The organism is Stenotrophomonas maltophilia, assembly GCF_047782825.1.
GTDB lineage: Bacteria > Pseudomonadota > Gammaproteobacteria > Xanthomonadales > Xanthomonadaceae > Stenotrophomonas.
Window position 1 is genome coordinate 3762321 of record NZ_CP180589.1, and the last position, 15021, is coordinate 3777341.

Annotated in this window: 12 protein-coding genes; 9 read left to right on the forward strand and 3 right to left on the reverse strand. The window is 66.1% G+C overall.

What is annotated here, in order from left to right; genetic code table 11:
- Window positions 1–6: 6 nt before the first annotated feature.
- Window positions 7–1014, reverse strand: a complete 1008-nt coding sequence (locus ACM2ZB_RS17395) for a LacI family DNA-binding transcriptional regulator (RefSeq protein ID WP_416056369.1) — start codon at window positions 1012–1014, stop codon at window positions 7–9.
- 341 nt (window positions 1015–1355) lie between these two features.
- Between ACM2ZB_RS17395 and ACM2ZB_RS17400 the strand changes: the two genes are divergently transcribed.
- Window positions 1356–3887: a glycoside hydrolase family 3 N-terminal domain-containing protein gene (locus ACM2ZB_RS17400; protein WP_416056370.1), complete on the forward strand. Its 2532-nt coding sequence runs from the start codon at window positions 1356–1358 to the stop codon at window positions 3885–3887.
- A 162-nt stretch (window positions 3888–4049) separates the two neighbouring features.
- Here the strand turns inward: ACM2ZB_RS17400 and rho are convergent, their stop codons facing one another.
- Window positions 4050–5801, reverse strand: a complete 1752-nt coding sequence (rho, locus tag ACM2ZB_RS17405; RefSeq protein ID WP_416056371.1) for a transcription termination factor Rho — start codon at window positions 5799–5801, stop codon at window positions 4050–4052.
- Between the two features lie 227 nt (window positions 5802–6028).
- Window positions 6029–6358, reverse strand: coding sequence for a thioredoxin (gene trxA, locus ACM2ZB_RS17410; protein ID WP_025878607.1), 330 nt, complete (start codon window positions 6356–6358; stop codon window positions 6029–6031).
- Between the two features lie 524 nt (window positions 6359–6882).
- On the opposite strand from trxA, the gene rhlB reads away from it, so the two are divergent.
- The 8 genes from rhlB (at window position 6883) to ACM2ZB_RS17450 (ending at window position 14896) form a co-directional block, all read left to right on the forward strand.
- On the forward strand, window positions 6883–8595 hold the full coding sequence (gene rhlB, locus ACM2ZB_RS17415) for an ATP-dependent RNA helicase RhlB (RefSeq protein ID WP_416056372.1): 1713 nt from the start codon (window positions 6883–6885) through the stop codon (window positions 8593–8595).
- Between the two features lie 125 nt (window positions 8596–8720).
- A complete protein-coding gene (gene ftsE / locus ACM2ZB_RS17420; protein WP_079223801.1) occupies window positions 8721–9407 on the forward strand; it encodes a cell division ATP-binding protein FtsE in 687 nt (228 codons plus the stop codon).
- Window positions 9408–9410: 3 nt separating this feature from the next.
- A complete protein-coding gene (gene ftsX, locus ACM2ZB_RS17425) occupies window positions 9411–10358 on the forward strand; it encodes a permease-like cell division protein FtsX (RefSeq protein WP_416056373.1) in 948 nt (315 codons plus the stop codon).
- Between the two features lie 7 nt (window positions 10359–10365).
- Entirely contained in the window at window positions 10366–11208 is an 843-nt protein-coding gene (locus tag ACM2ZB_RS17430; RefSeq protein WP_313440826.1) for a response regulator, read from the forward strand.
- A 9-nt stretch (window positions 11209–11217) separates the two neighbouring features.
- Window positions 11218–11931, forward strand: a complete 714-nt coding sequence (gene ung, locus ACM2ZB_RS17435; RefSeq protein WP_416056374.1) for a uracil-DNA glycosylase — start codon at window positions 11218–11220, stop codon at window positions 11929–11931.
- Between the two features lie 279 nt (window positions 11932–12210).
- Entirely contained in the window at window positions 12211–13086 is an 876-nt protein-coding gene (gene rpoH, locus ACM2ZB_RS17440; protein WP_416056375.1) for an RNA polymerase sigma factor RpoH, read from the forward strand.
- 347 nt (window positions 13087–13433) lie between these two features.
- Window positions 13434–14405 carry an RHS repeat domain-containing protein gene (locus tag ACM2ZB_RS17445; RefSeq protein WP_239519187.1) on the forward strand — a complete coding sequence of 324 codons (972 nt, stop codon included), beginning with the start codon at window positions 13434–13436 and terminating at the stop codon, window positions 14403–14405.
- A 59-nt stretch (window positions 14406–14464) separates the two neighbouring features.
- Window positions 14465–14896, forward strand: coding sequence for a DUF2247 family protein (locus ACM2ZB_RS17450; RefSeq protein WP_158003716.1), 432 nt, complete (start codon window positions 14465–14467; stop codon window positions 14894–14896).
- Window positions 14897–15021 lie beyond the last annotated feature (125 nt).

The following is a 15021-nucleotide window of genomic DNA, read 5'->3' on the forward strand; positions in this document are numbered from 1 at the left end:
CAAGCGTCAGCGCCTGCGCGGCGCGGCGGTGGATTCGCGTTCCAGCACCGCGTGGTCGACGGTGATCATGCGCCCCGCGCTGTCGGCACGGATGTGCTCGATCAGCTGTTCGGTCGCCAACCGCCCCATGTGCGCGGTCGGCTGCCGCACCGTGGTCAGTGCCGGGTAGATGTGGCCGGCAATGGGCGTGTCGTCGAAGCCGCACACCGACAGGTCGCGTGGCACGCGCAGGCCGCGTTCGCCGGCCACGCGGTAGACCGCGGCGGCCATGTCGTCGTTGGCGGCGAAGATCGCCGTCGGTGGCTCGTCCAGGTCGAGCAGGACATTGGCCGCGTCCACGCCCGATTCGAACGAGAACTGGCCATTGACCACCAGTTCCGGGTCATAGGCGATACCGGCGTCACGCAGCGCCTGGCGGTAACCAGCGTGTCGCCACTGGCAGGCACCGTGCGCGCGCGGGCCCTTGATGTGGGCGATGCGGCGGTGGCCCTGCGCGACCAGGTGGCCGATCAGTTCGACCACGGCGGTGGTCTCGTCCATGCGCACGCCGATGCGGCCTTCCGGATGGCGCGGCGCGATGCAGGCGAACGGAATGTCGTGCTCTTCCAGGTAGGACAGCACCACCTCGTCATCGGTCAGCGGCGGGATCAGCACCACACCGTCCGGGCGCGAGTTCTCGAACAGCGCGGCCAGGTCGGGCAGGGTGCGGCGGCCGGTGCCGACCGGGCCCAGGATCAGGTTGTAGTGCTGCGCATGACAGGCTTCCAGCATGCCGCTCTGGATTTCCATCAGGTAGTTGCGCGAGGGATTGTTGTAGACCAGTGCCAGTGCATACGAGCGCTGGCCGGCCAGGCTGCGCGCCGACAGGTTGGGCTTGTAGCCCAGCCGCGCCACGGCCGCCAGCACCCGTTCGCGGGTCTGCTCGCGCACGTTCGGCTCGTGGTTGAGCACGCGGGACACGGTCTTGATCGAAACCCCGGCAACGGCGGCGACATCCTCGATTCGACTGCGCATGGTGCGATGGTTCCTCCTGGAAGGCGGCGGGCACGCGGCGATGGTAGAGCGTGGTGGCCCGGTCGGTATTGCCGAAGCAGGCGGATGTTGCCACGACATGTGGTGCGCTGGCACGTCCCGATTCCTTGTCGCGATGCAGCACCCGGGCACCACTGTAGCGCGCCGGTGATGCGCCGGGGCCCGTGGTTGCGGGATGGCCACCACGAAGCGCACGGACAACGATTGACAGTACACAGGCGGGCTTATATGACAGCGCTGTCAGGAACGGTACGCAAGTGCCCGCACTGTCGTGCTGCCGCAGGCCCGCATGACAGGAACTTCATCCACGGAGGTAGAGCCCAGTGAATCGCCCCACCCAGACCCTTCTTGCCAGCTGCCTGCTGGCTGCCCTTGCCGCCCCCGTCGGCGCCGCACCGGCCGGCGGCGAACGCCTGCAGGACTGGCCGCACGTGCAGAGCGCGATCAGTGCCGATGCCGGAATCGAAAGCCGCGTGCAGAAGATCCTTTCGCAGATGACGCTGGCGCAGAAGATCGGGCAGATGATCCAGGCCGAGATCAAGACGATCACGCCCGAGCAGGTGCGTCGCTACTACATCGGCTCAGTGCTCAATGGCGGCGGCTCCTGGCCGGGCATGGACAAGCACGCCAGCGTGCAGGACTGGCTGAAGCTGGCCGATGCCTACCACGCTGCATCGCTGGCCACCGATGCGAAGACGCCGGTGCCGGTCATCTGGGGGACCGATGCGGTGCATGGCCACAACAATGTGCTGGGCGCGACCCTGTTCCCGCACAACATCGGCCTGGGCGCGGCCGGCGATGCCGAACTGATCGAGCGCATCGGCGAAGCCACCGCGCGCTCGGTGCGCGCCACCGGCATCGGCTGGGTGTTCGCACCTACTCTGGCCGTGGCCCATGACCCGCGCTGGGGCCGTACCTATGAAAGCTATTCGTCCGACCCGGCAGTGATCCGCAGCTACGCCCACGCCTACGTGAAGGGCGCGCAAGGCAGCTTCAAGGACGATGGCAACGTGGTCACCACGGCCAAGCATTACCTGGGCGATGGTGCCACCGACAACGGCCGTGACCAGGGCGAGGCGCTGGTCGACAAGGCCACCATGATCAACGTCCACGCGCAGGGCTATTACGGCGCGCTGGCCGAGGGCGCGCAGACGGTGATGGCCTCGTTCAACAGCTGGAACGACCGCGCCGCCGGTGTGGACTACGGCAAGATGCACGGCAGCAAGGCACTGCTGACCGATGCGCTGAAGGACAAGATGGGTTTTGACGGCTTCGTCGTTTCCGATTGGAACGGCATCGCCCAGGTGCCGGGCTGTCGCAATGACAGCTGCGCGCAGGCCATCAATGCCGGCGTGGACATGGTGATGGTGCCCGACGACTGGAAGGCCTTCATCGACAACACCACCGCGCAGGTGCAGAAGGGCGAGATCCCGATGGCGCGCATCGATGACGCAGTGACGCGCATCCTGCGGGTGAAGCTGCGCGCCGGCCTGTTCGAGCACAAGCCGTCGGACAGCCGCTACGCGGGCGATGCCGGCGCCGTGCAGCACCGCGAGCTGGCGCGGCGCGCCGTGCGCGAATCGCTGGTGCTGCTGAAGAATGAAGGCAAGGCGCTGCCGCTTCGCCGCGATGCGCGGGTGCTGGTGGTCGGCAAGGGCGCCGACAACATCGGCGACCAGTCCGGTGGCTGGTCGCTCACCTGGCAGGGTACCGAGAACAGGAATGTCGATTTCCCCAACGCCGATTCCGTGCTGGGCGCCTTGCGTGCCGAACTGGGCGCGGACAAGGTCAGCTTCAGTGCCGATGGCCAGGGCGTCGATCCGAAGGCGTTCGACGTGGTGCTGGCGGTGATCGGTGAGACCCCGTATGCGGAAACCAATGGCGACATCCTCGCTTCGGATACCGTCAGCCACAGCCGCGCGTACCCACAGGATCTGGCTGCGCTGAAGGCCGCGGCTGCCACTGGCAAGCCGGTGGTGACGGTCTACATGTCCGGTCGGCCGATGTACACCAACGACCTGCTCAACCTGTCCAGCGCCTTCGTGGCCGCCTGGCTGCCGGGCACCGAAGGCAAGGGGGTGACCGACGTGCTGGTGGCCGGCAAGGGGGGCAAGCCCGTGCATGATTTCCACGGCCGCCTCAGCTTCCCCTGGCCCGGCGTGCCATGCCCGGCGCCGATCGATCAGCCGGATGCGAAGAAGCCCTCGCTGTTCGCGCTGGGCTATGGCCTCAGCTACGCCAAGGGCGGCAAGGTCGCGCGGCTTGACGAAGCCAACCCGGACAGCTGCGGTGAAGTGACCGTGCTGCCGATCTTCAACCGTGCCGACACGCCACCGTTCGCCCTGCACGTGGCGGCCGCGGGTGCGACCCAGCCGCTGGGCAGCGATCTGAACGCCACGCTGCGCTGGCCCACCGCCAAGCCGGTGGTGCAGGTGCGTACCGTGCAGGTGAACACCCAGCAGGACGCCAAGGAAGTGACCTGGCTGGCCCCGGCGCAGCTGATCGCACGCAGCACCTCACGCCGCAACCTGGGCGCACTGGCGCGCAGCAATGGCGCACTGCAGTTCGATGTGCAGCTGGTGAAGCGCCCGGCCTCGCCGGTGAAGGTGACGATGCAATGCGGCAGCAGCTGCGAGGGTGGGGTGGACATCGCCCCGCTGCTGGGCAAGCTTTCGCCGGGGCAGAAGCAGACGGTGACCGTGCCGCTGGCGTGCTTTGCCAAGCAGGGCGTTGCCTTGGGCGCGGTGGAGGCCCCGTTCGTGGTGACCGCCGACAAGCCGTTCGTGGCGGCATTCACCCAGGTCAAGCTGACCGCCAACACGGCAAATGCAGAGGGCGCGGTGGCCTGCCCGTAAGCCGAAGGTAGCGCCGGGCCATGCCCGGCGTGTCCGTGATCGCGCCCGGGGATGTATTTCGCCGGGCATGGCCCCATGGCCCGGCGCTACCGGTAGATCCACGCCATGCGTGGATGCGGCGTCCCCAAGGCAAAAAAAGCCCCGCAATGCGGGGCTTCTTTCTTATCGCTTCATGGAACCGAAGAACTCGTCGTTGGACTTGGTGTTCTTCATCTTGTCCAGCAGGAATTCCATCGCGGCCATTTCATCCATCGGATGCAGCAGCTTGCGCAGGATCCAGATCTTCTGCAGCAGTTCCGGTTCGATCAGCAGGTCTTCGCGGCGGGTGCCCGAACGGTTGATGTCGATGGCCGGGAACACGCGCTTTTCAGCGATGCGACGGCTCAGGTGCACTTCGCTGTTGCCGGTGCCCTTGAACTCTTCGTAGATCACCTCGTCCATCTTCGAGCCGGTGTCGACCAGCGCGGTGGCGATGATGGTCAGGCTGCCGCCTTCTTCCACGTTGCGCGCGGCACCGAAGAAGCGCTTCGGGCGGTGCAGGGCGTTGGCGTCCACACCACCGGTCAGCACCTTGCCCGAGCTCGGCACTACGTTGTTGTAGGCGCGGGCCAGGCGGGTGATGGAGTCCAGCAGGATCACCACGTCCTTCTTGTGCTCGACCAGGCGCTTGGCGCGCTCGATGACCATTTCGGCCACCTGCACGTGGCGCGCGGCCGGCTCGTCGAAGGTCGAGCTGATGACCTCGCCGCGCACGGTGCGCTGCATTTCGGTCACTTCTTCCGGGCGCTCGTCGATCAGCAGCACGATCAGGTGCACGTCCGGGTGGTTGGTGGTGATGGCCGTGGCCACCTGCTGCATCATCATCGTCTTACCGGCCTTCGGCTGGGAAACGATGAGCGAGCGCTGGCCCTTGCCCTGCGGCGCCATCAGGTCGAGGATGCGGCCGGTGATGTCTTCGGACGAACCGTTGCCGCGCTCCAGAGTGAAGCGGCGACGCGGGAACAGCGGGGTCAGGTTCTCGAACAGCACCTTGTTCTTCGACGCTTCGATCGGTTCACCGTTGATGGTGTCGACGATGTTCAGTGCGAAGTAGCGCTCGCCGTCCTTCGGGAAGCGGATGCGGCCGGAGATGTGGTCGCCGGTGCGCAGGTTGAAGCGGCGGATCTGGCTGGGTGAGATGTAGGTGTCGTCCGGGCCGGCCAGGTAGCTGGCCTCGGCCGCGCGCAGGAAGCCGAAACCGTCGGGCAGGATTTCCAGCACGCCGTCGGCGGCGACGCCGTCACCGTGGCGGGTCAGCACCTTCAGCAGGGCGAAGATCACGTCCTGCTTGCGGGCGCGGGCGACGCCTTCGGAGATCTGCAGCTGCTCAGCGATTTCCAGCAGCTTCTGTGCCGGCATGCGCTTGAGGTCGCTCAGCGAGTAGACCGGGAAGCCTTCCGGCACGTTGGCGTGCGGGCGCGGCACGAACGGCTGCTGCTCGCCACCGTCCTGCGGCATGCCGTCATCGCGGCCACGGCCGCCACGGTCGCGGTCGCGACGGTTGCGGAAGCGGTCGCGGCGGTTGCCCTGGCCCTGCTGGCCGTTCTGGCCACCCTGGTTGTAGGGATTGTTGTTCTGGCCCTGGTTCTGGCCACCGCCCTGGTGGTTCTGCTGGCGCGGCTGGCCGGATTCGCGGCCTTCGCCGCCATCACCGCCGCCGGAGGCGGGGGCTTCAGCAGCGGGCGCGCTCGGCGCGGGAGCGGCTGCGGCCGGTGCCGGCGCTTCGGGCGCGGCTGCCAGCGGCAGGGTCGGCTGCGCGGGGGCAGCACTGGTTTCGGCGGCTGCCGGAGCGGCGGCCTTGCTCACGCGGGGCTTGCGCACGCGCTTTTCGGCGGGCGCATCGGCGCTGCCGGTTTCAGGAGTGTTATCGGACAAGAGCGTTATTCCTCGCTTGAAGGTGCGAGCGCCCGGCTGCGGGCGGCGAACGTTGGGAATGGGTCTGGAAGAAACTGCGTCCAGAGGGTGCGGCACGCGAACGCGGCCGGATATGCCGACACTATCATCGGCCAGCGGCGCCATGCAAGGGTCGCCGGGAACAACATTCATATGGGCGCAGGACGCCCGCGGCAGCCGCGGTCAGCGGCTGCCGTGGAACAGCAGGGTCAGGCCAGGGCCTTGTCCAGCAGGCCGGCCAGCTGGGCCTTGCCCACCGCACCGATCTGCTCGCCGACCTTTTCGCCGTCCTTGAAGACGACCAGGTACGGAATCGAGCGCACGTGGTACTTGGCAGCCAGCGCACGGTTGTTGTCGACGTTGACCTTGGCAATCTTGGCGCGGCCCTGGTAGGCGTCGGCCAGTTCGTCCAGCGCCGGGGCGATCATCTTGCACGGGCCACACCATTCGGCCCAGAAATCGACCAGCACCGGTTCCTTGGAATTCAGTACGGCGCTATCAAAGTCGGCATCGCCGACGTGTACAACCTTGTCGCTCATCTTGGTTTCTCGTCTTGGATTGCACCCGGCCAGGCCGGAGGTGGGTGAACTGGGCCATGCCCGGTGGCGCGACCCTCGTCGTTGCCTCGCGGCGGTCTGCCGCGGTGCGTTCGGCGGGATGCCTGGACGCTCACGGCCGGCAGTGTACCCCTATCGCGGGGCGGGGACAGATGCTGGCTGGAACCCAGCGTATCGTGATCGTGTCGCTGCCCGGTATGTGTCGGATTTCACTGTCTTCCCGAAGATGGGGGTGGCATTGGCGGGGGTCCAGAGGGCGGGGCGGGGCCGTTCAAGTGCCGTCTGGCTGGGTGAAGGCGTCAGGCCCTGGGAATCGTCTCCAAGCCCTGTGAGACGCCCCGTTCCGGTTTGCCGGCCGGAGTGCGTTAAACTGGAACATTGTGCGGCGTGCGGACCGGGTGGTCCCAGCCGGCCAACCCGCCGCAGGGGCCGCAGTTTGCGACGGTGCCCCTAGACGATGAAGTGCCAGCCGCCCTACGGGCCGGCGGCCATACCAAGACGGACACATGAGCGACAAACCGCTGACCGATTTGACCTTTTCCTCCTTTGATCTGCATCCGGCCCTGCAGGCCGGTCTTGAAGGAGCCGGATTCACCCGCTGCACGCCCATCCAGGCGCTGACCCTGCCGGTCGCGCTGCCCGGCGGCGATGTCGCCGGCCAGGCACAGACCGGTACCGGCAAGACGCTGGCCTTCCTGGTCGCTGTCGTGAACCGCCTGCTGACCCGCCCGGCCCTGGCCGACCGCAAGCCGGAAGACCCGCGCGCGCTGATCCTGGCCCCGACCCGCGAACTGGCCATCCAGATCCACAAGGATGCGGTGAAGTTCGGTTCCGACCTGGGCCTGCGTTTCGCCCTGGTCTACGGCGGCGTTGATTACGACAAGCAGCGCGAGCTGCTGCAGCAGGGCGTGGACGTCATCATCGCCACCCCGGGCCGCCTGATCGACTACGTGAAGCAGCACAAGGTGGTCTCGCTGCACGCCTGCGAGATCTGCGTGCTGGACGAAGCCGACCGCATGTTCGACCTGGGCTTCATCAAGGACATCCGCTTCCTGCTGCGTCGCATGCCGGAGCGCACCACCCGCCAGACCCTGCTGTTCAGCGCCACCCTCAGCCACCGCGTGCTGGAGCTGGCCTACGAGCACATGAACGAGCCGCAGAAGCTGGTGGTCGAAGCCGAGACCATCACCGCCGCGCGCGTTCGCCAGCGCATCTATTTCCCGGCCGATGACGAGAAGATCCCGCTGCTGCTGGGCCTGCTGTCGCGCAGCGAAGGCGCGCGCACCATGGTCTTCGTCAACACCAAGGTGTTCGTCGAACGCGTGGCCCGTTCGCTGGAAAAGGCCGGCTACCGCGTCGGCGTGCTCTCCGGCGATGTGCCGCAGAAGAAGCGTGAGAGCCTGCTCAACCGCTTCCAGAAGGGCCAGCTGGAAATCCTGGTGGCCACCGACGTGGCCGCCCGCGGCCTGCACATCGACGGCATCAAGTACGTCTACAACTACGACCTGCCGTTCGACGCCGAAGACTACGTGCACCGTATCGGCCGTACCGCACGCCTGGGCGAAGAAGGTGATGCGATCAGCTTCGCCTGCGAGCGCTACGCGATGGGCCTGCCGGATATCGAGGCCTACATCGAGCAGAAGATTCCGTCCGAGCCGGTCACCAAGGAACTGATGACCCCGCTGCCGCGCCCGGAACGCCCGGCCCCGGCCGCTGGCGAGGAAGGCGAAGAGAACGAGAGCGTCGGCCAGATCTTCCGTGAAGCGCGCGAAGCCCGCGCCGCCGAGGAAGAGCGTCGTGGCGGTGGCCGCAGTGGCGGCCGCTCCGGCAGCGGTGGTGGTGGCCGTGGTGGTCGCGACGGTGAGCGCAGCGGCGAACGCCGTCCGCGTGGCCCGCGCAAGCCGCGCGTGGAAGGCGAGCAGGCTGCTGCCGCGCCGGGCGCCGCTGCCCAGGCCCCGCGTCCGCCGCGCCCGCCGCGTGCAGAAGGCGCACCGGAAGGTGCCGCCGAAGGCGAGCACAAGACGCGCAAGCGTCGTCGTCGTCGCCACGGCCGTCCGGTCGAGGGTGCCGAGGGCGCGCAGAACACCGCCGGCAATGGCGCCAGCCCGGTCACCCCGGTGCAGGTGGTGGCCAAGCCGGTGCGTACCGCCGCTGACACCGGCGATTCGTTCCTGACCCGCATCGGCCGCAAGATCCGCCGCATGCTGTCGGGCAACTAAGCCGGTAGCGCCGGGCCCTGCCCGGCGAGCGCAGCGGCCCCGTCCGGGGCCGCGATGCCGGAAGGTTTTCGCCGGGCATGGCCCGGCGCTACCGATCCGTCGCGCTGCTCCTGCATAATCGGGGCATGAGTGTCCTGCGCTTCGACAATGTCAGCAAACAGTACGCCGGTGGCCACGAAGCCCTGACCGATGTCAGCTTCGAGGTCGCCCCCGGCGAAATGCTGTTCGTCACCGGCCATTCCGGGGCGGGCAAGAGCACCCTGCTCAAGTTGATCCACCTGGACGAGCGGCCCAGCCGCGGCGCAGTGGTCTTCGACGAGCGCAACCTGCTGAAGGTGCGTGGCGGCGACATCCCCCGCCACCGTCGTGCGGTCGGCGCGGTCTACCAGGACCACCGGCTGCTGATGGACCGTTCCATCGCCGAAAACGTGGCCCTGCCGCTGATCCTGCGCGGCACCCGCCGCGGCGACATCGCCAAGCGCGTGCGCTCGGTGCTGGAGCGCATGGGCCTGGGCCACCGCGAAAAGGCGCTGCCGTCGCAGCTGTCGGCCGGCGAACAGCAGCGCGTGGGCATCGCCCGCGCGATCGTGGGCGAACCCAAGCTGCTGGTGGCCGACGAGCCCACCGGCAACCTCGACCCGACCCTGGCGGCGGAGATCATGGCCCTGTTCGCCGAACTGCCTTCGCGCGGCACCAGCGTGCTGGTGGTCAGCCACGACCTGCCGCTGCTGCGCCGCATGCGCAAGCGCGTGCTGATCCTCGACCACGGCCGGCTGGCGGATGACATCTCGCCGCAGGATCTGGCGGAGTAACCCATGGGCAAGAACGAAAACAGCGAAGCCGCCGCGCCGTCGCGCCTGGGTGTGTGGTTCCACCACCACGCCCACAGCGTGGTGTTCAGCCTGGGCCGCGCCTGCCGCAAGCCCTGGGCCACCCTGCTGACGGTGATGGTCATGGCGCTGGCGCTGGCCCTGCCACTGGGCCTGTCCATCGCCCTGGACAACCTCAAGCAGTTCGCCGGCAGCGTGCAGCAGTCGCGCGACATCAATGTATTCCTGAAGGCCAGTGTCGATGGCCCCGGCGCGCTGCGCCTGGCCGGCGAACTGCGCGACCGCCAGGATGTGGCCAACGTGGCCGTGCGTACCCCCGAACAGGGCCTGCAGGAGCTGCGTGATGCCGGCCTGGGCGAAGCGATCGATGCGCTGAACGACAATCCGCTGCCATCGCTGCTGGTGATCACCCCCGGCCAGGGCCAGGACGACGCGCGCCTGGCGCGCGCGCTGGAAAGCCTGCCCGATGCCGACCTGGTGCAGCACGATGCCCTGTGGCGCCAGCGCCTGGATGCCTGGCTGGCCTTCGGTGCACGCCTGGTGCAGGTGCTGTCGGCCCTGCTCGGCGCCGGTGCAGCGCTGGTGGTGGGCAATACGGTGCGCCTGGACATCCAGGCCCGCCGCGAGGAAATCGGCGTGCTGCAGCTGCTGGGCGCCAGCGACGGCTTCATCCGCCGCCCGTTCCTGTACCTGGGGGCCTGGTATGGCCTGGGTGCTGGTGCGGTGGCCCTGGCCCTGATCGGTGTGGCCGGTGCCGCCCTGCGCGCACCGCTGGCCGAACTGTCGCGCAGCTACGGGAGCCCCTTCGTCCTGCACGGCCTGGACCTGCTGCACGGCAGCCTGGTCCTGCTCGGCACCCTGCTGCTGGGCTGGCTGGGTGCCTGGCTGGTGACCGGCCACTTCCTCCGCCAGACCCGCCCCACCGACACCTGAGACCAGCATGCGACCGCAAGCGTTGAAGCACCTTGAAGGGCCCGCGACTCGAGTGATGGTGGTCGATGGTTCCAAGCTGGTCCGCAAGCTGATTGCCGACGTCCTGCAGCGCGACCTGCCGGGCGTGGAGGTGATCGGCTGCGACAGCATCGAGGAAGCGCAGCGGGTGCTGGCGCAGGGCCCGGTGGACCTGGTCACCACCTCGCTCACCCTGCGTGATGGCGACGGCCTGGCGCTGGCCAAGAGCGTGCGCGAAGCCGCCGGCCAGGCCTACGTGCCGGTCATCGTGGTCTCCGGTGATGCGCAGCAGCACCTGGAGCAGCGCCGCTTCACCGAATTCGTCACCGACTACTTCGACAAGGCGCTGGGCCACGAAGCCCTGGCGACCTTCATCCGCGGCTACGTGCAGCCGCAGACCATTCCCGGTGCCACCATCCTGTATGTCGAGGACAGCCGCGTCGTGGCCGAGGCCACCAAGCGCATGCTCGAACGGCAGCAGTTGAACGTGCTGCACGTGGTCAGCGCCGAGGAAGCCTTCACCCTGCTCACCGCCGAATCGCTGGGCCGCAGCCGCCACCGCATCGACCTGGTGCTGACCGACGTCACCCTGAAGGGCGAACTGAGCGGCCGCGACGTGGTGCAGCGCGTGCGCGTGGATTTCGGTTACGGCAAGCGCCGCCTGCCGGTGCTGGTGATGACCGGCGACGGCAACCCGCACAACCAGACCGGGCTGCTGCAGGCCGGTGCCAACGATCTGGTGCTCAAGCCGATCGAGGAGCGCCTGCTGGTGACCAAGGTGCTGTTCCAGCTGCGGCTGGCCCGCTTGAACGATGGACCCCTGTTGCGATGAAGTGCTGCGATGATCGATGAAGTAGTGGACACCCCGGCGATCCAGCTGGAACCGAGCTGGAAGCAGCACGTTGGCGATTACCTGCTGCAGCCGCAGATGCGCGAGCTGTCCGCATTCCTGCGCCAGCGCAAGGCCGCCGGTGCGGCAGTGTTCCCGCCGGGCCCGCAGATCTTTGCCGCCTTCGATGCCACCCCGTTCGAGCAGGTGAAGGTGGTGATCCTCGGCCAGGACCCGTACCACGGCCGCGGCCAGGCCCACGGCCTGAGCTTCTCGGTGGCGCCGGGCGTGCCGGTGCCGCCGTCGCTGCTGAACATCTACAAGGAGATCGAGGGCGACCTCGGCCTGCCGCGACCGGACCACGGCTGCCTCGTGCCCTGGGCCCAGCGCGGCGTACTGCTGCTCAACGCCGTGCTGACGGTGGAGGAGGGCCAGGCGGGTGCCCACCAGGGGCGGGGCTGGGAAGGTTTCACCGACCACGTGGTGGACGTGCTCAACCGTGAGCGCGACGGCCTGGTGTTCATGCTTTGGGGCGCTTACGCGCAGAAGAAGGGCAAGGTGATCGATACCCGCCGCCACCGCGTGCTGAAGGCGCCGCACCCCTCGCCGCTGTCGGCCCATCGCGGCTTCCTGGGCTGCCATCACTTTTCGATGGCCAACGAGTACCTGCAGCGCCAGGGCCAGGCCGCGATCGACTGGTCGCTGCCGCCGCGTTCGGCCCTCTAGCGCCGCCCCTTGGGGCCTGGGCTGAACGCCGGGCAACCTCCCCGGCCTGTCGGGCCGCCTGAATCCGCCCTGTTCAGCCGCGCTTGCCCCGCCACCGCAGGGTTTCAGGGCTTAATGAGTTGATTTGCAAGGGATTGTGAATCCCGAAACAGGCGCTCGCCACTGTCATCAAATCGCGCTAGGGTAGGGTTCTGTTTGGGGCCAGTGTTGCATGTACGGAACGCTGGAACTTTTTCCTCCTTTAGCAGTCCAATATCCGGACTGCTAAGATGGGTGCCTATGAGCCAGAACACCTCTACTGCCCTTGTGGCAAACAATCTCCCGATTCCCAGTGCGCTCGGTTCGCTGGACGCCTACATCGGTGCCGTGCACCAGATTCCGGTGCTGTCGGTCGATGACGAACAGGACCTGGCCCGTCGTTTCCGCGACGGTGACGATCTGGACGCCGCACGCGAGCTGGTGCATTCGCACCTGCGCTTCGTGGTGCACGTGGCCCGCGGCTACAACGGCTACGGCCTTGCGCTGGGCGACCTGATCCAGGAAGGCAACATCGGCCTGATGAAGGCGGTCAAGCGCTTCGACCCGGACATGGGTGTGCGCCTGGTGTCCTTCGCCGTGCATTGGATCCGTGCCGAGATGCACGAGTTCATCCTGAAGAACTGGCGCATCGTCAAGGTCGCCACGACCAAAGCGCAGCGCAAGCTGTTCTTCAACCTGCGCAAGTCGAAGACGCGCCTGGGCTGGATGAACGCGGCTGAAGTCAGTGCCGTTGCCAAGGACCTGAACGTGTCCGAGCGTGAGGTCATGGAAATGGAATCGCGTCTTTCCGGCCGCGATATCGGTTTCGATGCGCCGACCGATGAGGACAACGAGCACGCCCCGCCGTCGCCGGCTGCGTTCCTGGTCGCCAACGATGAAGATCCGTCGATGGCCTACGAGCGCGCCGACAGCGAAGACAGCCAGATGCAGCTGCTGCGCGAAGGGCTGGCCGAGCTGGATGCCCGCTCGCGCGACATCATCCGCCGCCGCTGGCTGGATGCCGACAGCAAGGTGACGCTGCAGGAGCTGGCCGACGAGTACGGCGTGTCGGCCGAGCGTATCCGCCAGGTGGAAGCGAACGCGCTGAAGAAGATGAAGGCGCTGTTCACCGCGTAAGGCATAGATCTTTGGTTCGGTTCCTGTTTCCGGCCCCGTTCTGATGAAAAGCCCCGGCGTTGGTCGGGGCTTTTCGTTTGACCGGCATGGCTGTTGGTAATGCGGGCCGCTGATCGGCTGCTTCAGTAGTACCAGCCCATGGCGGGCAGTCATGCGCTTCCGGTAGCCGTTCAATCCCTCGAGAGGTTTATAGCCAAGGGTCTGGTCCAATTCAGAATGGTCCCTCTGGCCTCAGTCCTGGAGTTGGACTCCGATGACTGCCTTCCTGTGCTATGAATGCCAAGCCTTGCTTCAAGGCTCTTTCATGGATTGGAATGATGCGCAGGTTCGGGGGAACTGCAGGCGGTGTGTCGACCCGCCTCGGGGGATTTGAAGATCGAACTCGCAAGCTGGGTGCCATAGGCGTCTGGCTGTGCTGCGTGCTGCTGATGGGCCTTGGCCTGTCACCATCCGCAATCGCCCAGACAACGATCACATACATTCACACTGATGCCCTAGGCTCGGTTGTGGCGGAAAGCGATGCCAACGGCAACGTCATCAAGCGATATGACTACGAACCCTACGGGGCCGTGGTAGGCGGTCAGGTCACGGATGGACCTGGATACGCCGGACATGTGAGCGACTCGGCTACAGGGCTGAGCTACATGCAACAGCGCTACATGGATCCACAATTGGGCGTGTTTCTGTCGGTAGACCCAGTCACCGCTCACCAAATGCCAGTTGAGCAGTTCAATCGGTATCGGTACGCGAACGGGAATCCGTACAGGTTCGTCGATGCGGATGGAAGGCAGGCCGCAGAGCGATTCGTTGAGCAGCATCGGAGAGATATTGCTGCCGGAAATGGCGCCGTATACGAGCCGATGAGACCGGCCGCAATCGCCGTTACAGCGGCAATGGCTGCCCCAGTGCTGATCGAAGCTGGCATGGTTGCGATGGCCAATCCGAGTGTCGTATCGGCAGCTACCAGTATCGCTGCTGATATCGCAGGAGTTACAGGTGCCGGTGGAGCAGGTGTTGCGGCATCCAAAGCTCTGAGTGCAGAAGGTCGGGCACTTTTGAATTCCCGGCCTGTTGGAAGTGCACTCAAAGCGGACGCTGGGCACAATTCAGCGACCTTTATGCGAGAGACCGCTGCAGAAGCAGGTGTTCATACTCCATTGACAGGAGGCGACGGCGTGGTTCGCACTCTGACTCAGCTACCCGGTGAACTCAATGGAAAGGCTGGTCGGTTTGAATACATAGTCGACAAGGCTGGCGACTTGACCCATCAAAGATTTGTGGAAGGTGGCAGCATGAACGGAATACCAAACAAGAAGTGAGTGTCTACATGAGAACGTATGACTGTATTCAACCCTATGGGCCCTGGAGTCAGACCGAGGTGGCGTGGGCACTGGGGCGCCATCTGATTGACTTTGAGGTTGCGAAGCACTGCGCGTCGGAGCAGAAGGGACTGGAAGAGAAGTTCAATCTGAACTCCTTGATTGAAAGACTTGAAGGGGCTTTTCCCGATGAGCGTAATAGTGTAGCTGCGCAGTTGGCGGCATTCGACAAGAACTCAAACGAGGATGAGATTTTCAGAAGATGGCTGGTTGCATTTCTCGCGGACGCTTACGCTAAGCGCGATGAGATTGCTGATCCGCTCGGAGAGGTTGAGAGGATCTACGCTGATTTTGATTACCCGGAGTCTCTGGAGAGCTTTGTCAGGTACATGCCAGCTTCTGATGGGTATGATCCGGCTGCGCACTCACATGAGCAGAATGTTGCGCGGCTCTTCGAGAACTGGAAGCGTTATCTTGACTCGGCGAAGTAGCAGATTCACTCAGCGTAATTTCCTTCGCTTGACGTGCGTCGCTTCTTCCCGAAGCGCACCGTCCCGGCTTCCATGCCGAGGACGGTGAAGACTCCCAGAATCCGTGATCTGGTTCCATGCAGGAA